The 16,069-nt window shown below is 38.1% G+C and carries 14 protein-coding genes and 1 tRNA gene; 5 read left to right on the top strand and 10 right to left on the bottom strand.

Features of this window, described 5'->3' with window-relative positions:
- Positions 1 to 135 precede the first annotated feature (135 nt).
- Positions 136 to 1,131, top strand: a complete 996-nt coding sequence (locus I6F47_RS12250) for an alpha/beta fold hydrolase (protein ID WP_197183942.1) — start codon at positions 136 to 138, stop codon at positions 1,129 to 1,131.
- A 136-nt stretch (positions 1,132 to 1,267) separates the two neighbouring features.
- On the opposite strand, the gene I6F47_RS12245 is transcribed toward I6F47_RS12250, so the two are convergent.
- Positions 1,268 to 1,696: a hypothetical protein gene (locus I6F47_RS12245; RefSeq protein WP_007586178.1), complete on the bottom strand. Its 429-nt coding sequence runs from the start codon at positions 1,694 to 1,696 to the stop codon at positions 1,268 to 1,270.
- Positions 1,697 to 1,895: 199 nt separating this feature from the next.
- Entirely contained in the window at positions 1,896 to 2,075 is a 180-nt protein-coding gene (locus tag I6F47_RS12240; RefSeq protein WP_197183941.1) for a hypothetical protein, read from the bottom strand.
- A gap of 284 nt (positions 2,076 to 2,359) precedes the next feature.
- Here I6F47_RS12240 and I6F47_RS12235 point away from each other — a divergent pair, with 284 nt between their 5' ends.
- Together I6F47_RS12235 and I6F47_RS12230 are read left to right on the top strand one after the other, a co-directional pair.
- Positions 2,360 to 2,749 (top strand): YkgJ family cysteine cluster protein, encoded by a 390-nt coding sequence (locus tag I6F47_RS12235; RefSeq protein WP_024590141.1) that lies wholly within the window; start codon positions 2,360 to 2,362, stop codon positions 2,747 to 2,749.
- 215 nt (positions 2,750 to 2,964) lie between these two features.
- On the top strand, positions 2,965 to 5,334 hold the full coding sequence (locus tag I6F47_RS12230) for a TonB-dependent receptor (protein ID WP_197183940.1): 2,370 nt from the start codon (positions 2,965 to 2,967) through the stop codon (positions 5,332 to 5,334).
- Positions 5,335 to 5,704: 370 nt separating this feature from the next.
- On the opposite strand, the gene I6F47_RS12225 is transcribed toward I6F47_RS12230, so the two are convergent.
- The 7 genes from I6F47_RS12225 to I6F47_RS12195 form a co-directional block, all read right to left on the bottom strand.
- Entirely contained in the window at positions 5,705 to 6,325 is a 621-nt protein-coding gene (locus I6F47_RS12225) for an FKBP-type peptidyl-prolyl cis-trans isomerase (protein ID WP_007586200.1), read from the bottom strand.
- A 69-nt stretch (positions 6,326 to 6,394) separates the two neighbouring features.
- Complete coding sequence (locus tag I6F47_RS12220) at positions 6,395 to 6,781, bottom strand: hypothetical protein (RefSeq protein WP_010554477.1); 387 nt, start codon at positions 6,779 to 6,781, stop codon at positions 6,395 to 6,397.
- A gap of 52 nt (positions 6,782 to 6,833) precedes the next feature.
- A tRNA-Ser gene (locus tag I6F47_RS12215) sits at positions 6,834 to 6,924 on the bottom strand.
- A 158-nt stretch (positions 6,925 to 7,082) separates the two neighbouring features.
- Positions 7,083 to 7,460 carry a hypothetical protein gene (locus I6F47_RS12210; protein ID WP_007582705.1) on the bottom strand — a complete coding sequence of 126 codons (378 nt, stop codon included), beginning with the start codon at positions 7,458 to 7,460 and terminating at the stop codon, positions 7,083 to 7,085.
- Positions 7,461 to 7,663: 203 nt separating this feature from the next.
- Positions 7,664 to 8,212, bottom strand: coding sequence for an NAD(P)H nitroreductase (locus tag I6F47_RS12205; protein ID WP_007582703.1), 549 nt, complete (start codon positions 8,210 to 8,212; stop codon positions 7,664 to 7,666).
- A 130-nt stretch (positions 8,213 to 8,342) separates the two neighbouring features.
- On the bottom strand, positions 8,343 to 9,026 hold the full coding sequence (locus I6F47_RS12200) for an HvfX family Cu-binding RiPP maturation protein (RefSeq protein ID WP_197183939.1): 684 nt from the start codon (positions 9,024 to 9,026) through the stop codon (positions 8,343 to 8,345).
- A 93-nt stretch (positions 9,027 to 9,119) separates the two neighbouring features.
- Positions 9,120 to 11,081: an oxidoreductase gene (locus I6F47_RS12195; RefSeq protein WP_197183938.1), complete on the bottom strand. Its 1,962-nt coding sequence runs from the start codon at positions 11,079 to 11,081 to the stop codon at positions 9,120 to 9,122.
- 219 nt (positions 11,082 to 11,300) lie between these two features.
- Here I6F47_RS12195 and sppA point away from each other — a divergent pair, with 219 nt between their 5' ends.
- Positions 11,301 to 13,166, top strand: a complete 1,866-nt coding sequence (gene sppA / locus I6F47_RS12190) for a signal peptide peptidase SppA (RefSeq protein ID WP_197183937.1) — start codon at positions 11,301 to 11,303, stop codon at positions 13,164 to 13,166.
- An 82-nt stretch (positions 13,167 to 13,248) separates the two neighbouring features.
- Entirely contained in the window at positions 13,249 to 14,259 is a 1,011-nt protein-coding gene (gene ansA / locus I6F47_RS12185) for an asparaginase (RefSeq protein WP_007582693.1), read from the top strand.
- A gap of 69 nt (positions 14,260 to 14,328) precedes the next feature.
- On the opposite strand, the gene gndA is transcribed toward ansA, so the two are convergent.
- A complete protein-coding gene (gene gndA, locus I6F47_RS12180) occupies positions 14,329 to 15,702 on the bottom strand; it encodes an NADP-dependent phosphogluconate dehydrogenase (RefSeq protein WP_010554474.1) in 1,374 nt (457 codons plus the stop codon).
- Positions 15,703 to 16,069: the final 367 nt, after the last annotated feature.

The raw sequence follows: 16,069 nt of genomic DNA, 5'->3' as shown, positions 1-16,069 counted from the left end.
TGTGCTTTAAAAACACAGGTATTGTTACTGTGTCCTTATTAGTAGTAACTTGTAATTATTAACTGAATACAATTGTGTAAATAACGGGTCTGGTAAATTAATAAAGCGTCATTACCAAAAATAACGAGTTTACTTATGCACCCAGATATACAAAAAAATCTTAAAGTAAAACCTGCTCACATCGTCTCATTTATTGTGTTTTTATTAGTTTCAATGTCTACGCTTACCGCTCAGGTATATGCCGCTGATGCTGTATGGCCTTCAAAAACCGCTTACAAATATGCAAATGTAAACGGTAAAAAGATATTTTACCGAGAAGCTGGCATCCAGCATAAGCAAACCATTGTGCTTTTACATGGCTATCCGTCGTCTTCACACAGCTACCGAGAATTGATCCCGCTTTTATCAGGTCGTTATCATGTAATTGCACCCGATTATTTAGGCTCAGGATACAGCGAACGCCCAAACCCAGAAACTCAAAAATATACTTTTGAATTACTAGCTCAATACGTTGAAGGCTTACTAACAACGCTTAAAGTAAAGCGCTACAGCCTATATATACAAGATTTTGGGGCACCTGTAGGCTTTAGAATGTTGTTAAATAACCCTAATAAACTTGATGCACTTATTGTACAAAATGGTAATGCGTATTTAGAGGGGCTAACCCTACCGAGGCAAGCATTTTTTAAAGCCGCGAATGAAGATAGTTCGAAAGCGCAGAGTGATAAAATTTATTCGTTCACATCTGATAAAGCCATTATTAATAATCAGTATTTACGAGACGTACAAAGTAACCCAGAAGTGATGAGCCCAGATAGCTGGACGCATGATCTTCACTTTTTACAAACCAAAGCCGATAGAGTAATTCAAGTGCAATTGCTACAAGATTACTACAACAACCTTCTCGACTATCCAAAGTGGCAAGCTTATTTACGCAAGTACCAACCACCAACGTTAATTGTATGGGGTAAAAACGACCCTGCGTTTATAGCCGAAGGCGCTAAAGCATACTTAAAAGATGTACCGAACGCTGAACTGCATTTACTCGATTCAGGGCACTTTAGCGTTGAAGAAAAACCAGTAGAAATTGCAAAGTACATTGTCGATTTTATGAATAAGATAGCTCAATAGTAAGCCTTTTCTTTTGGTTTAGTATTTATAGCGAACATAAAAAAACGCTGAGGGTATAAACCATCAGCGCTTTATTAAGCTCAAGCTAAATCCACAAAAATCACATTTAATATGGATAAGTTATACTTTTATGTATTTAACCTTCTTCTTCAATAAGCGACTCTAGTAGGTCGTGTATTTCAGCTTTAAGCTCTTTGTCTTCAATTTTATTGGCGCTGACTTTAGCATTTTGAAGGTTTTTAATAGCTTCATCTTTTTGGCCAAGCTCAAGCTGTAATGTAGCCATTGAAAAAGAAACCGACGACATGTGATCTTTGTTATTAATCGCAATCGACTTTTCTAATGCTTTTTCGTAAGTAGTAATTGCCTCTTCTAACTCTTCGGTAAAATCAGCTAAAGTTTCCCATTGTACAGGGTGATCTTTTGAGGTGTTTTCGTTTTCAATACAAATAGCTTTTAATTGAGCAAATAACGACTCAAACTTTTCACGGTTATTTTTGTTAGCCGCCGCCATTAAATCTTCTGCAAGGTCGTGTACCGCTTTATATACTTTTGTATTCATCATCACTGGTTATCCTTTAATGCAGCTAAACTCATTTACTCACTCAATTTAGCTAAAATGTATCATTACAGTCATTATAAAACGTATTTAAACAACTGATTTATTTAATTTGGTGTATAGCGTAATAATACATTAATAATGAACATCGCGTAGGCGTTAAACACTCTGTGATTAAACTTTATCGCAATTACTCTTGGTAAACTTACACGCTGAATAAACTTGCAACCCAATCCAACGAAAAAATGGTCGTAAAGACTTTAAGTGCAATGACAACTAAAAATAATAGGATGATTGCCGCTTTAGCTTTGCTACTTTTAAGATTGTTCCAATACAATAACTTTGCATTAAATTCTGTTTTTAACTTAGTGACAGCCTCTTTCATAATAACGCCCTGCTTAGGTATCTGCGCTCAGCAACATTTAACAATCACGCAGTTGCTCAAGCGGGGTTTGTAACATTTTTCGCTACCTTTAGAGTAAACCATTAAATAAAGCCTGTACTATATAAAATGTAACAAGGGGTTTTAACTTAAGTTATTGTATCTAACTATTGTTTACACACTCAAAAATTAAAGGATGGGTAAATTCAGTAGAGCGTTAATAATAAATTTGGTGCTACACTAATAACTAACTTAAATTCGTTAACAGCCAACTAAATTAGCCAATTATGAAAGAATGCAACCAGTGTGGTAAATGCTGTATTAAATATGGCGGCGGCGATTTAAGCGCAACGAAAGAGGAAATAGATTTATGGGAGCTATTTAACCCCGAAATTTATGAATACGTTAAAAACAACGAAATTTGGTTTGACCCAAAAACAGGCTTAAGACTTCAAGTGTGCCCATTTTTAGAAATTGCGCCCAAAAAAGATCCTCTCGCTAAAAATATGTATACCTGCAGTATTTACCTCGACCGCCCAGAAGACTGCCGCCACTACCCTAGTCTTATTTCAGAGATGATCCGCGACGAATGCGAAATGATTGAATCTGTAGATATAACAAATCAGACAAGAGCGCAGCATAAACTAGATGCGATAATGATAGATAGCCGCTATTAAATACATAGATTTACCGACTAGCGCTATGAGTTCTTAGGTCAAATAGATAAGTTTCCTATTCACAAACCTATTATTTGAATTTTTATAATATTGGCTTAATCGTCATTTTTAGATTATTCATCGCAAAATTCAAAGTTATACTATAACATTGTTGATTCGTTAATTTTGCGGTGTTATATTATATCACAACATAATAACCACGAACCAATATATCCATGACAAAGTTAACATTAATCTCCTCTGCTATTTTTTCTGTTTTATGTTCTCAATCAGCTTTGGCTGCAACCGTTACTGGTAAAGTAATGGATGATAAAAATCAACCAATTAAAAATGCTTCTATCCATGTCCATGGCAAAAACCAAAGCGTTAAAAGTAATGATTTAGGCGAGTTTGCTATCGATATAGATGCAAACAGCCAATTACATATCAGTAAAGACAACTACATAGACTCTCGTATTGCTGTTACCGAATCTTCAAATAATCTGTCTGTGTCACTTAAACCAACATCGGTTGAAACAGTGGTTGTTTATGCCTCTGCACTTCATAAGAACAGCCTAGAAATGATATCGCCAGTAAGCGTGCTCTCAGGTGATGAATTAAGAAATAAATCTAAACCAACACTTGGCGAAACTCTTAAAGGTTTACCAGGCGTAAATGCAAGTTACTTTGGCCCTGTATCATCAAGCCCAATTATTCGTGGTTTAGATGGCCCTCGCGTTAAAATCACACAAAATGGATTAGATGCCAGCGATGCGTCGCGTATTGGCCCAGACCACGCAACATCAAGCGACAGCCTAGCGGCAGAGCAAATTGAAGTGTTGCGCGGTCCAAGCACCCTACTTTATGGCTCTGGTGCAATTGGTGGCGTTGTAAACGTGGTTGATAACCGTATTCCTACTAGCAATATCGATGAGCTTACAGGCGCTGCTGAATACAGCCACGATACGGTGTCAAATTCAAACACCGTAGCTGCAAAACTTGAAACAGGTAATGAAGGCTTTAACTTTCATTTTGATGGTACTAAGCGCAGCGGCGATGATTACCAAACACCGACCTTTACTATTGCCGACGATGATGGCGATGTTGAAACCGAAAGCTCGGTAGAAAATACTTTTATTGATAGCGAAACACTCAACTTTGGTACCAGCTATGTTGGCGATCACTTAACGATTGGTTTTTCTTACGGTAGCATTGATACTGATTACGGTATTCCTGGGCATGAGCATCATCACGATCACGAAGGTGAAACTGAAGAAGAGCATGCAGAACATGAAGATGAAGCTGCTGAAGAGCCAGTTTACGCACATTTAGAGCAAGACCGCTGGCAAGGGCTTGTAAGTTACGCTCTTCATAATAACTGGATTGAAACCATCAACCTACGTGTTGGCTATACAGATTATTCACACAGCGAAATTGAAGATGGCGAAATTGGTACTACTTTTAAAAATAAAACGACTGAAGCACGTTTAAATGTAGAGCATAAGTTTGCTGATTGGCACGGAATGATGGGCTATCACTACAGCGATTCTGACTACGACGCAATTGGTGAAGAAGCATTTACACCCGCGAGTGTAACTACAACTAACGCATTATATTTACTTGAAGAGCGTGAATTTGGCGACGTGACAATAGAGCTTGGTGCACGTGTAGAAGATTACAAAATTGAAAGCCAAATCACGGCACACGAACATAGCCACGATGAAGTAGAAATAGATCATAGCGACGAAGAAACTATTGGATACAATAAAAGCTTTACCAATTTAAGTGCCTCTGCCGGTGCCATTTGGCAGTACAAGCCCGGTCATAGTATTGCGACAAGTATTTCTCACTCAGAACGAGCACCACTTTCGGCAGAGCTTTTATCAAATGGTTTACACATTGCAACTGGCACTTATGAGCTAGGTCTTGGTTACAACATTGAAGATAATGAAGCGCATTTTGAGCCAGAGAATATCAAGCAAGAAACCTCAACAAACCTAGATTTAAGCTTTAGACGTTTTAGCGGTGATTTTGGTTACACCGTTAACTTTTTCTATAACGATATTAAAAACTTTTATTTCCAAGAAAATACGGGTTTAGTTTACGATGAAGAAGATGGTTTAGAATCAGCTATTGGTGCACATGACGATGCTGTTGCGGTTTATCAGTTTACAAGTAAAGACGCAGAGCTTTATGGAATTGAGTTTGACGCACATTACCAAGTAACCCCAAGCGCTATGGTTAAAGTATTTGGTGACTCAACTCGTGCAAAACTAAAAGACGACGAAGGCAACTTACCGCGCATCCCTGCCAATAAATTAGGCTCTGAGTTACAGTACGATTTAGGTGACTTACAACTAACACTGACGGGTACTCATTACTTTGATCAAAACGATGTAACTGCATTTGAAACAAAAACGGACGGCTATACTTTATTTGATGCACAAGCGAATTACCAATTAGGTTTAGGCGGTGTAGATGCACAGCTTTATATAAACGTGGATAACATTACTGATGAGTTAGGCTTTGTGCATAGCTCATTTATTAAAGATAAAGCCCCACTACCTGGCAGAAACTTCCGCTTTGGTGTTCGTGGTTATTTTTAATAATTAAAGATAGTTTTTAGTTTATATATTTACAAACCGCATTTTATTAATGCGGTTTTTTTATTTTTAGAATATATAATATCAACACGCAGTAATACTTAATCGATTTGAAGGATTAAACCTGATGCTAACTGCGTTAAGAATTTCTGATATACGACTGCATGGATGCTGGAGGTAGAGCAATGCAAGAGCAATTAGTGGTAACAACTAAACAACGAAATTTTTGCCTTGTTATCGACACAATTTTCTTAGCGAAAAATAGATCACTTAATTAAGCTAATTGGTATAAAACTCTTAAATTACAAACACAAAAAAGCCGTATTCAAATTGAATACGGCTTTTTAAATTCTTAAATTAAAATTTATTTAATTTAAGAAATGATTTCGTGTAGCTCAACGTCAAATACAAGCGTTGAGAAAGGTGCGATTGCAGCACCTGCGCCACGTTCACCATAAGCAAGCTCATGAGGAACGTAGATACGCCATTTAGTACCTACAGGCATCATTTGTAATGCTTCAGTCCAGCCTTTGATCACGCCACCAACTGGAAATTCAGCTGGTTGACCGCGCTCGTATGAGCTATCAAACACAGTACCGTTAATAAGTGTACCGTGGTAATCAACACGTACTGTAGACTCAGCTGTTGGCTTTTCGCCTTCGCCAGTTGCTAGTACTTCGTATTGAAGACCAGACTCAGTTACTGTGATTTCAGGACGTTTTGCGTTTTCTTCTAAGAATGAAATACCTTCAGCAGAAAGTACTTTAGACTCTTCTTCACGACGAGCTTGAATCTCTTCGTTTATTTTTTCAAATGCAGCTTGGATCTCAGGGATCTCAACTTGAAATGCGCTACCAGCGTACGCATCTTTCATGCCTTCAAATACTGAATTTAGGTTTAAGCCTTCAAAAGGATTAGACTTAAGTTGCTCACCCATTTGTAAGCCAATACCGTAACTTGCTTTTTCAGCATCTGTAGTAAAATTATCTGACATAATGTGTTTTTCACGTTTTGTTAGTTAAAAGACGCGACTATGCTATCACAAAATAAACCGCGTTTGGGGCTAGTTTTTGCTGAGTTTTAGCTTAATTAGGCCAACAATATAACTACAAAGCGGTAAACTGAATAAAATTCCAACAAGTAGAGGCATTGTTAGTAATCCTGATTCGCCAAACAGTAAAAATGGCACTACAAGCAGCCCTATACAACCAATAAAAACAGAGCCAATAACTGGCCAATGCTTATCGTATTTGGTAATAAGATGGGCAGCTAAAACATTAAAACCAACACCATAAATTAAAGCGGTAATTAATGGATACTCTGGTTGAGCATCTATAGCCATTTTTACTAATAAGCTAATAGCACTTTGATAGCAGTAACCAAATACCGTCCATAATAAAAGATGTTTTATTAATTTCTGCGAGGTTGGTAGGTTTGTTGCCTTAGTCATTTAGAAACTCCACAAAGCAAAAAACCGCCCATAAGGCGGTTTTTTTAAATAATGGTGGAGAGATAGGGATTTGAACCCTAGATGGGCTATAAACCCATGCCGGTTTTCAAGACCGGTGCATTCGACCACTCTGCCATCTCTCCGCACGGCGCGAATAATATGGCTAAATACATAACTTGTAAAGAGCTAAATAGAAATTAATATAAAATATTAACATATTGGATAAAATAGACCCACTTTGTTCTTTTGTTAAGCTCTTCACTTTAATAAAAGTGTAGTTAATGGACTAAAGTTAAACACATTAATAATATTGTTTAGGTCTACGTGCAATCCAAGAGCAGATTAAACAAGCCAATATACTCAGTGCGGTAAAGGTAACGCCTTGAAAAATTAAATCGAATCGATTTAAATCATCACTTGGTACTACAACAAACATAAAAGCAGGTAGCACACTAAGCGATAAAACGTAGCAACATACTTTAAATGCACGCCCAAAGTCGAAACGTTTGGACTGGTGCATCCACCATGTTAACAACACAAGCATACCCATTGCTGAACCGGCTATAAAGTGTGATGCATTTGTGCTCATTGCAACATACAGTGTTACAAAAGCACCAATGATTCCCCAAATTGACCATGCTAGCCAATTCTCTTTTTCACGTAAAAATAAATTTCCCATAGTTTTCGTCTTCTTTATCGTTATTTTTATTAAGACTTTCCATAATGTATCAAAAAACAACCGATTAAAAAACAAACTGAAGAAGATTTAGTAAATTTAGTGCTTCCAAGCGCTTCTTACAGCCAAGTCATTAACTTTTAAATAATACTCTTTGTAACCTTAATGAATTATGACTATGTAAGTTGCGCAAAGTTCATACTATTTCACAAATTACTAAAATAGTTTTCTGGCTTATGGCGAGGCGACTTTTTACAATCGACTTCGGGTGTACCTATATATAAATACCCTACTATTTCATCTTGCTCATGTAAGTTAAGCGCTTTTTTAACCGCGCTACTTTGTGCAAAGTAGCCTGTGCGCCAAACACCGCCTAACCCTTGGGCAAATGCAGCTTGTTGCATCGCTAATACACTACAGCCTGCGCTTTGTACTTGTTCTATTCGAGGAACTTTTGGGTGTTCTTGATATTTAGCAATTGCTATTACAATCATAGGCGCACGAAGGGGAAGCTCTTTAGCACGGTTAATTACTTTTTCTTCTTGTTGCTCTGCCACTGCACTTTGATGGTAAATTTCACCCAGTTTATTGCGTGCATCACCTTGAGCAACAATGAACTGCCACGGTGCTATACAGCCATGATCAGGAACACGTAATGCTGCTTGCTTAATTATGTCGAGCTGCTCAGGCGTAGGGCCCGGCTCTGTTAGTTTAGAGTCTGATTGGCGGGTAAGTAAAAGCTCGATAGCGTTCATAACGATTCCTCAAAATTCAAAACGCTAGAGTAACATTTAAACCCTTAAAAAATAAATACCGAGAAATTAAAATGCAAAACGGCCGCAAAGGGTTAAGCTATGCGGCCGTTAGTAAAGTAGATTAAATACGTTATTCTTTTACAATATTTCGCCTTAACCAGTAATCTATACTAACAAAACGCCCACCGCCCATAAAAAACAAGCTAAGAAGCATAGCAAAATAAATTGCCGAAAATTCTATACCGTTGTTTAAAATAGACGGCTTGCCCTTTTCGTATAGATAATCAGGAAAACCGTGTTCTTCAACTAAGTCACGAATTTTACCTATTCGGTCTTGTACTTCTAGTGAGTTTTCAAGGCTTTCTTTAGCGCCCGGAATTGATAACCAATCGAGCACTTGCGCAGCACTTGTTTCTGGATTAGTTGGTGCTATTGCAAACCAACCATTATGCCAATGCACTGAGGTTGCAGCGACAACCATTGTGAACATAAGTGGGATACTGACCAAGCGAGTTAAAAGGCCAAGTAATAAAAACCAACCTCCTAAAAATTCACTCCAGCCAGCTAAAAAAGCTAGTAAGTCAGGAAACGGTAATCCTAAACCCCATTCATTATTACCAAACCATTGAACTACATCTGGAGATGCTAAAAAGTTATCAAAGAAACCTTCTGTCTCACCGCTTATAGCAAGTTTGTTATAACCTGCAATGATCATAACAGGGGCTAAAATCAAGCGAAATAGCAATGCAGGTAAACCATCTAAAAATGATAGTTTACCCAATATTGCATCATAAAGATTGGTTAGTTTGTTCATGCGTATCCTGTGTGTTCACTGTTTATTAAGTTATAGACTATAAACAGCAAAGACCGCATGAATTGATAAACTATTTCAATTTATTTACAAAGGTTAAATACTTCTAGCGACCTGAAGTGCTTCAAAAATAGCGCGTTTAGCATCAATAGCTGCAGCTAGTTTAGCTCCGCCTATAACATGTACCTTTGCGTTATCTGTGTAATTTTCTAGCACTTCGTTATTAGAAACCTGGCCAATACAGGCAATAACAGTGTCTACTGGCAGTACTTGAGTTTCACCAGCAACATTAATAGTTAGTCCGCTTTTATCAAAGCTTTGGTATTGGCAATCAGCAATTTGCTTAACGCCATGCTGCTTAGCAACTTGGCGATGTATCCAACCCGTTGTTTTACCAAGCTCGCTACCAAAACGACCCGCACTGCGTTTTAACATATACAATTGACGTTCATCTTTATGAGGTTGGGCTTCACACTCAATCCCCCATTGCGTTTTAAACTCGCTAATAGTTTGCGATTTATGTTCGCTTAAAAACGCAACCATATCAAAACCTATACCACCGGCACCTAAAATAGCAATTGATTTACCCAGCTCTACTTCGCCGCGTATAACTTCGTCATAAGCAAACACACGCTTATCATCGCTACACTTAATAGAGGCTTCACGCGGCCTAACGCCAGTTGCAAATACGATGTCATCATAGCTTTTAAGCATTGAATCGTCATAAGCTTTACCAAGCTCTACAGTTACTTTTAATCGCTCAAGCTCATTAGTGAAGTAAGTAAGAGTATGGTTAAAGTCTTCTTTGCCCGGTATTTGCATAGCTAAATTAAATTGGCCACCCATTTGCGGTTTTTGATCAATTAACGTGACGTTATGCCCTTTTTGAGCCAAGTAACAACTTGCTGATAAACCAGCAGGGCCTGCGCCGACTACTAATACGTTTTTAGCTTTGGTTGCTTGCTCTAACGGGTAATCTAGCTCAAATGCAGCTTGTGGATTAACTAAACACGTAGCACGTTTATTTTTAAATACGTGATCTAGACAACCTTGGTTACACCCTATACAAATATTAATTTGCTTAGATTGATTATTTGCGTATTTATTAAAAAACTCTGGATCGGCAAGTAGCGGCCTTGCCATCGAAATTAAATCAGCCTCGCCTGCATTTAAAATATCGTTAGCTATTTCTGGAGTATTAATTCGGTTAACAGCAATAACTGGCACGCTCACCACGTCTTTTAAACGTTTTGATGCTTCTTTAAATGCACCTGGCGGCACCATACTCGCAATAGTCGGTACACGCGCTTCGTGCCAACCAATACCTGTGTTAAATATATCAACACCCGCTTTTTCAAGCTCGGTAGCTTGAATGACAACTTCCTCTGGTGTTGAACCGTTTGGGATTAAATCAATAACCGACAATCTAAAAATAATTAAGAATTGCTCAGATACTTTTTCTCTTACAGCTTTAACTATTTCAAGCGCAAGTCGCATTCTATTTTCTAGGCTGCCACCAAATTCATCTTCACGTTTATTGGTGTGCGGCGCCATAAACTCATTAATCAAATACCCTTCAGAACCCATAACTTCAACGCCATCGTAGCCAGCTTTTTCAGCCATATAGGCAGAGTGCGCAAAGTCTTTAATTGTTTTCTTAATCGAACCAAGCGACATCGCTTTAGGTTTATAAGGATTAATAGGTGCTTTTATTGCACTTGGTGCTTGATTGAATGGATGGTACGCATAACGTCCAGCATGTAATAATTGCAAACAAATTTTTCCGCCGTGTTTATGCACAGCATCTGTGTAAGCGCGGTGCTTAAATACATCGTAATAACTATTAAATGAAGATGAAATAGGTGTTAATTTGCCACGTAAATTAGGGCTGTATCCGCCCGTAATTAACATTGCAGTGCCGCCTTTTGCACGTGCTTCGTAAAATGCACGTAAGCGTTTGCGGTTATGCCATCCCTCTTCAAGGCCTGTATGCATTGAGCCCATCACTAAGCGGTTACGTAATTGTGTGTGTTTTAATTGTAATTGTTGTTCTAACATCTTGTGCCCCGTTAACTGGTCTAACCTGTATACATTAGCTAATTCTGCTTTAATGGCAAGTAATAAGCAATATGTGCCTTCATTTAATTAAAAAAAGCCATAAAAACATGTATTAATAGCACCTCATAAACACTTCGTTACGATTTAGCAGTTAAATTTATTTTTATTCTAGGCTAAGATGGAACTAATGTATTAACTGTACCAAATTAAGGAGCTATTTTGATAGCAAAGGTATTTAAAGGTATTTGGACTGGAATTAACTTTTCTCGTCGTTTAATACTCAACATTCTGTTTTTATTACTGGTAATTGTTTTCTTAGTGTCACTCTCAAGTGACGACAATAAAATAATAGTTGAAAATGGCTCTGTGCTTAGGCTTAACCTAAATGGCCCTATTGTTGAAGAAAAAACATACATAGATCCGGTCGAAGCTGCAATTAGTGATGCAACTTCTGGTTCTGAAGCGCCAAGCGAAATATTACTCGACGATATTGTTGAAGTAATAAACGAAGCGACTAAAGACGATCGCATTACGGTGATGCTGCTTGATTTACAAGAAATGCCTAAAGCGCATTTAAACAAACTTAAGCAAATTACCAATGCTATTGATGCATTTAAACAAGCTGGCAAAAAAGTGATTGCATCGGGTTATTACTATACCCAAGCACAATACTATATTGCATCACATGCTGATGAAATAGCTATGCACCCATACGGTAGCGTAGGTATTGAAGGTTACGGCATGTATCCGCTTTACTTTAAAGATGCACTTGAAAAGCTTGAAGTAACGCAGCATATTTTCCGTGTTGGTACATTTAAGTCAGCAGTAGAACCTTTCATTCGTAACGACATGTCTGAAGCAGCCAAAGAAGCTAACCGTGTTTGGTTAGGCGCTCTTTGGAGCGAATACAAACAAGACGTTGCTGCGGTTCGCCCATTTGATGAGTCAAATTTCGACGAGACAATGGACGTATATCTTGAAAAAATGAAAGCTGCAGATGGCGATGCAGGTAAATATGCACTTGACCACCAGTGGGTTGATTCTTTAAAAACAAATCAACAAGTTCGCAAACAATTAATTGATTTAGTTGGCGCACAAGAAGATGGCAAAACATTTAAGCAAGTTTCATTTCGTGAATACTTAAGCTTGGTTAAACCACCGATTGAATTTGATAACCCTATTACCGAAAAAGTCGCCGTTGTAGTTGCTAAAGGTACAATTGTTGATGGTGAGCGTAAAGCTGGCGAAATTGGTGGCGACTCTACAGCAGCCCTACTTCGTAAAGCACGCCTTGATGACAAAGTTAAAGCGGTTGTACTGCGCATTGATTCAGGTGGCGGTAGTATGTTTGCCTCTGAAGTTATTCGTGCAGAAGTATTAGCGCTTAAAGCTGCAGGTAAGCCTGTTATTGCCTCTATGAGCTCTGTAGCTGCATCAGGTGGTTATTGGATTGCCTCTGCTGCAAACGAAATTTGGGCAGCACCGAGCACTATTACAGGTTCAATTGGTGTGTTTGGTACGTTTATGACATTTGAAAAAACCTTATCTAAAATTGGTGTTTATTCCGATGGCGTTGCAACAACCGAAATGGCTGGTTTTTCTATCACTCGTCCCCTAAACGAAAAAATGGGTCAAGTAATTCAGATGAGCGTTGAAGAAGCATACGGTCGCTTTTTGAATGTTGTCGCTGATGCCCGTAATATGACGCCTGAGCAAGTTGATAAAATTGCCCAAGGCCGAGTATGGATTGCATCTCAAGCACTTGAGCTAGGTTTAGTAGACAAACTTGGTGATAAACAAGATGCTATAAAAGCAGCAGCAGCACTTGCGAAACTTAATCATTATGAAGTTAAAACCATTAAGCAAGATTTAAGCTCGCAAGAAAAAATGATTCAAAACATTTTTGGTAACGCGTCTATTAAATCGATGCTTGGTTTACAAACACAAAAAACATCTGTGTTAGCAACGCAAGCTAACTTGCAAAGCGTTATTAACCAATTAAGTACTGAAGTTGAAAACCTTAAAGATTACAACGATCCACAAGGTGTATATGCACGCTGTTTAGTGTGTAACGTTGCACAATAAAAGTGCATAGCTTTACCTAATCAGCTGTATTTAAAGTTACTTAACGTTATACTAAGCCCAGTTTTTTTACTGGGCTTTTTTTATGAAACGTAAACGCATTTATATCGCTTATACTGGCGGTACTATAGGTATGAAAAAATCGAGTCGAGGTTATATTCCTGCTGAAGGTTTTTTAACAGAAACCGTAGTGAACAACGCAGAGTTTAACCGTGATGAAATGCCTTTGTTTGATATTCACGAATACTGCCCTCTTATAGATTCTTCAGATATGTCTCCTGAGCATTGGCAACTTATTGCTGATGACATTAAAGACAAATACCAAGATTATGATGGTTTTGTTGTGCTTCATGGCACCGATACAATGGCGTATACAGCCTCAGCACTATCGTTTATGTTCGAAAACCTAACTAAACCTGTGATTGTAACTGGCTCACAAATTCCGCTTTCTCAATTACGCTCAGATGGCCAAGTAAACCTTCTGAATGCAATGTATCTAGCGGCAAATTATCCAATTGCAGAAGTAAGTCTATTTTTTAATAACCAACTGTTTAGAGGTAACAGAGCAACTAAAGCCCACGCCGATGGATTTAATGCATTTGCGTCACCTAATCTTGATCCCTTAGCGTTATCGGGTATTAGTATTCAACTTATTAAAGGCCAACTTAGTCCTTATGTTGAAAATGAGCTGCAAGTTACCCCTATTACACCTCAACCCATTGGTGTGCTTTATTTATATCCTGGTATTAGTCAAGAAGTGGTTAAAAGCTTAGTTAATGGCAATATTAAAGCCTTGGTGTTGCTTAGTTTTGGTGTAGGTAATGCACCGCAAGATCCTAACTTTTTATCAATACTTGAAGAAGCAAGTAAACGTGGCGTCGTTATTGTTAATTTAACCCAGTGCTTAAAAGGCCATGTAAATATGGGCGGCTATGCAACGGGTAATGCACTGTTAAATATTGGTGTTATTAGTGGATACGATATGACCCTTGAAGCGTGTTTAACTAAATTACATTATTTATTTAGCCAAAAGCTAGAAGTAGAGACGATTCGTCATTTAATGCAAGACAATTTACGTGGTGAGTTAAGCCGTTAAATCTCACAGCGCCTAAAATACAAAAGGCACGCTAAATAGCGTGCCTTTATCGTTTTAAACAACTGTTTATTACCTAACTTTAGCGTCGATATCTACTAAGTCAGTTAAATGGCATGTTTCACCGCTATGGGTTTTAACGCCGTGCTCACCAAAGTAATCACGCTGGGCTTGAACTAAATGCCCATTACTCGGTGTGGTTAATGTTGCTAAATACGTTTGTGTAGCACCCAATACAGGGAATGCTAAACCAGTCATTATTGCTTGTCCGGTAATTTTGCGCAAAGAGTTAGACTCTTTCTCAAGGGTATCAATAAATTCAACACCTTGTGCAACGCTATCAAGGTAGTCAGCACGAATAATACAACCAGCACGCCACGTTTGAAGCGTTTTAGATAAATCAACTTTCCACTGATGAGTACGTGATGCACCTTTAATTAACGCTAAACCTTGGCGATACGCTAGTAAACTTGCAAGTAAGAACGCTTCTTTTAGCTCTTCTAAATCAATTTCAACATTGTTAGTTGATTTAGATGCATACGTCATCTCTTGTGCAGCCGTTGTATTACATGCATTAGTTAAATGACGAGCTTGTACAGCAGCAACAAGTGAAGGAACTGCAATACCAAGTTCTAGTGCATTTTGCGCAGTCCAAAGACCAGTACCTTTAGCGCCAACTTTATTATCAATTAAGTCCGCAAGCGGTACATTATTATGATTTTCAAGTGACAATATGTGGCTAGAAATAGACAGTAAGTAGCTATTTAATTGACCTTCTGACCAGTCATTAAATATCTCAGCCACTTCTTTTGGAGAACGATTAGTGCCTAAACGAAGTAATTGGTACACTTCTGCAATAAGTTGCATAAGTGCGTATTCAATACCGTTGTGAACCATTTTTACAAAATGACCACTTGCTGATTGACCAACACGTGCAAAACACGAGTCGCCATTATAGCTAGCAGCTACTTTTTCAAACCATGGCTCAATACGTTCCCAACCACCCTCAGAACCACTTGCCATCATTGCAGGACCATGGCGAGCGCCTTCTGCACCGCCAGAAATTCCCATAGTGGCAAATTCAAATTTATTTTGGTATTTAAGTTTACGCGTTATACCGTCTTTATAATTACTATTACCGCAATCGACAATCATATCGTCACAGTTAACGCCGGCCTCTACAAGTTCATTACAAACTGTATCAACTAACTCACCAGCAGGAACAAGTAATAAAATAGAACGAGGTGCCTCTAAACGCCTTACCATGTCTCTTAAATCAGAGACAATGTGAAGCCTATCAGCCATGCCTTGAGATTTAGCACAACTTAGTAACTCTTCACCCGCATGTGGGTTTTTGTCATAAGCGACTAGCGTTATCCCTTTTTCAATCAAGTTTAGGGCAAGATTTTTTCCCATAACGCCTAACCCTACTAATGCAACTTGCATCTAGTGTCCTCCTCGGTAACAACTATTTGGTTAGAAAATTCAGTGTATAAATTAAATAATACCGCGTGCATTATACCCATACAGTCATAAAATACTAATTATGAGTCAATACAACATGCTTTTTTATTACAGATAAATAAGCTACGTAATTATATCAAACATCAATGGTCTCGGGGTGACTAAAAGCAAAGCTAATTGAAATTAAGATCATTGACGCATTCTGACACCGGTGTCATAATGATGACACAATAGTTTTGTATAAAATAGTGGCAAACCTTTGAAGTTTGCACATAACTAAAATATTTTATTCTAATATAGATATTTTAAGTCAACAAAATAACGTCAACATGCTTTCACCAAGCAAACA

The organism is Pseudoalteromonas sp. NZS37 (assembly GCF_015864265.1).
GTDB classification, from domain to species: Bacteria; Pseudomonadota; Gammaproteobacteria; order Enterobacterales; family Alteromonadaceae; genus Pseudoalteromonas; species Pseudoalteromonas arctica.
This window is presented reverse-complemented; position numbering and strand designations above follow the sequence as displayed.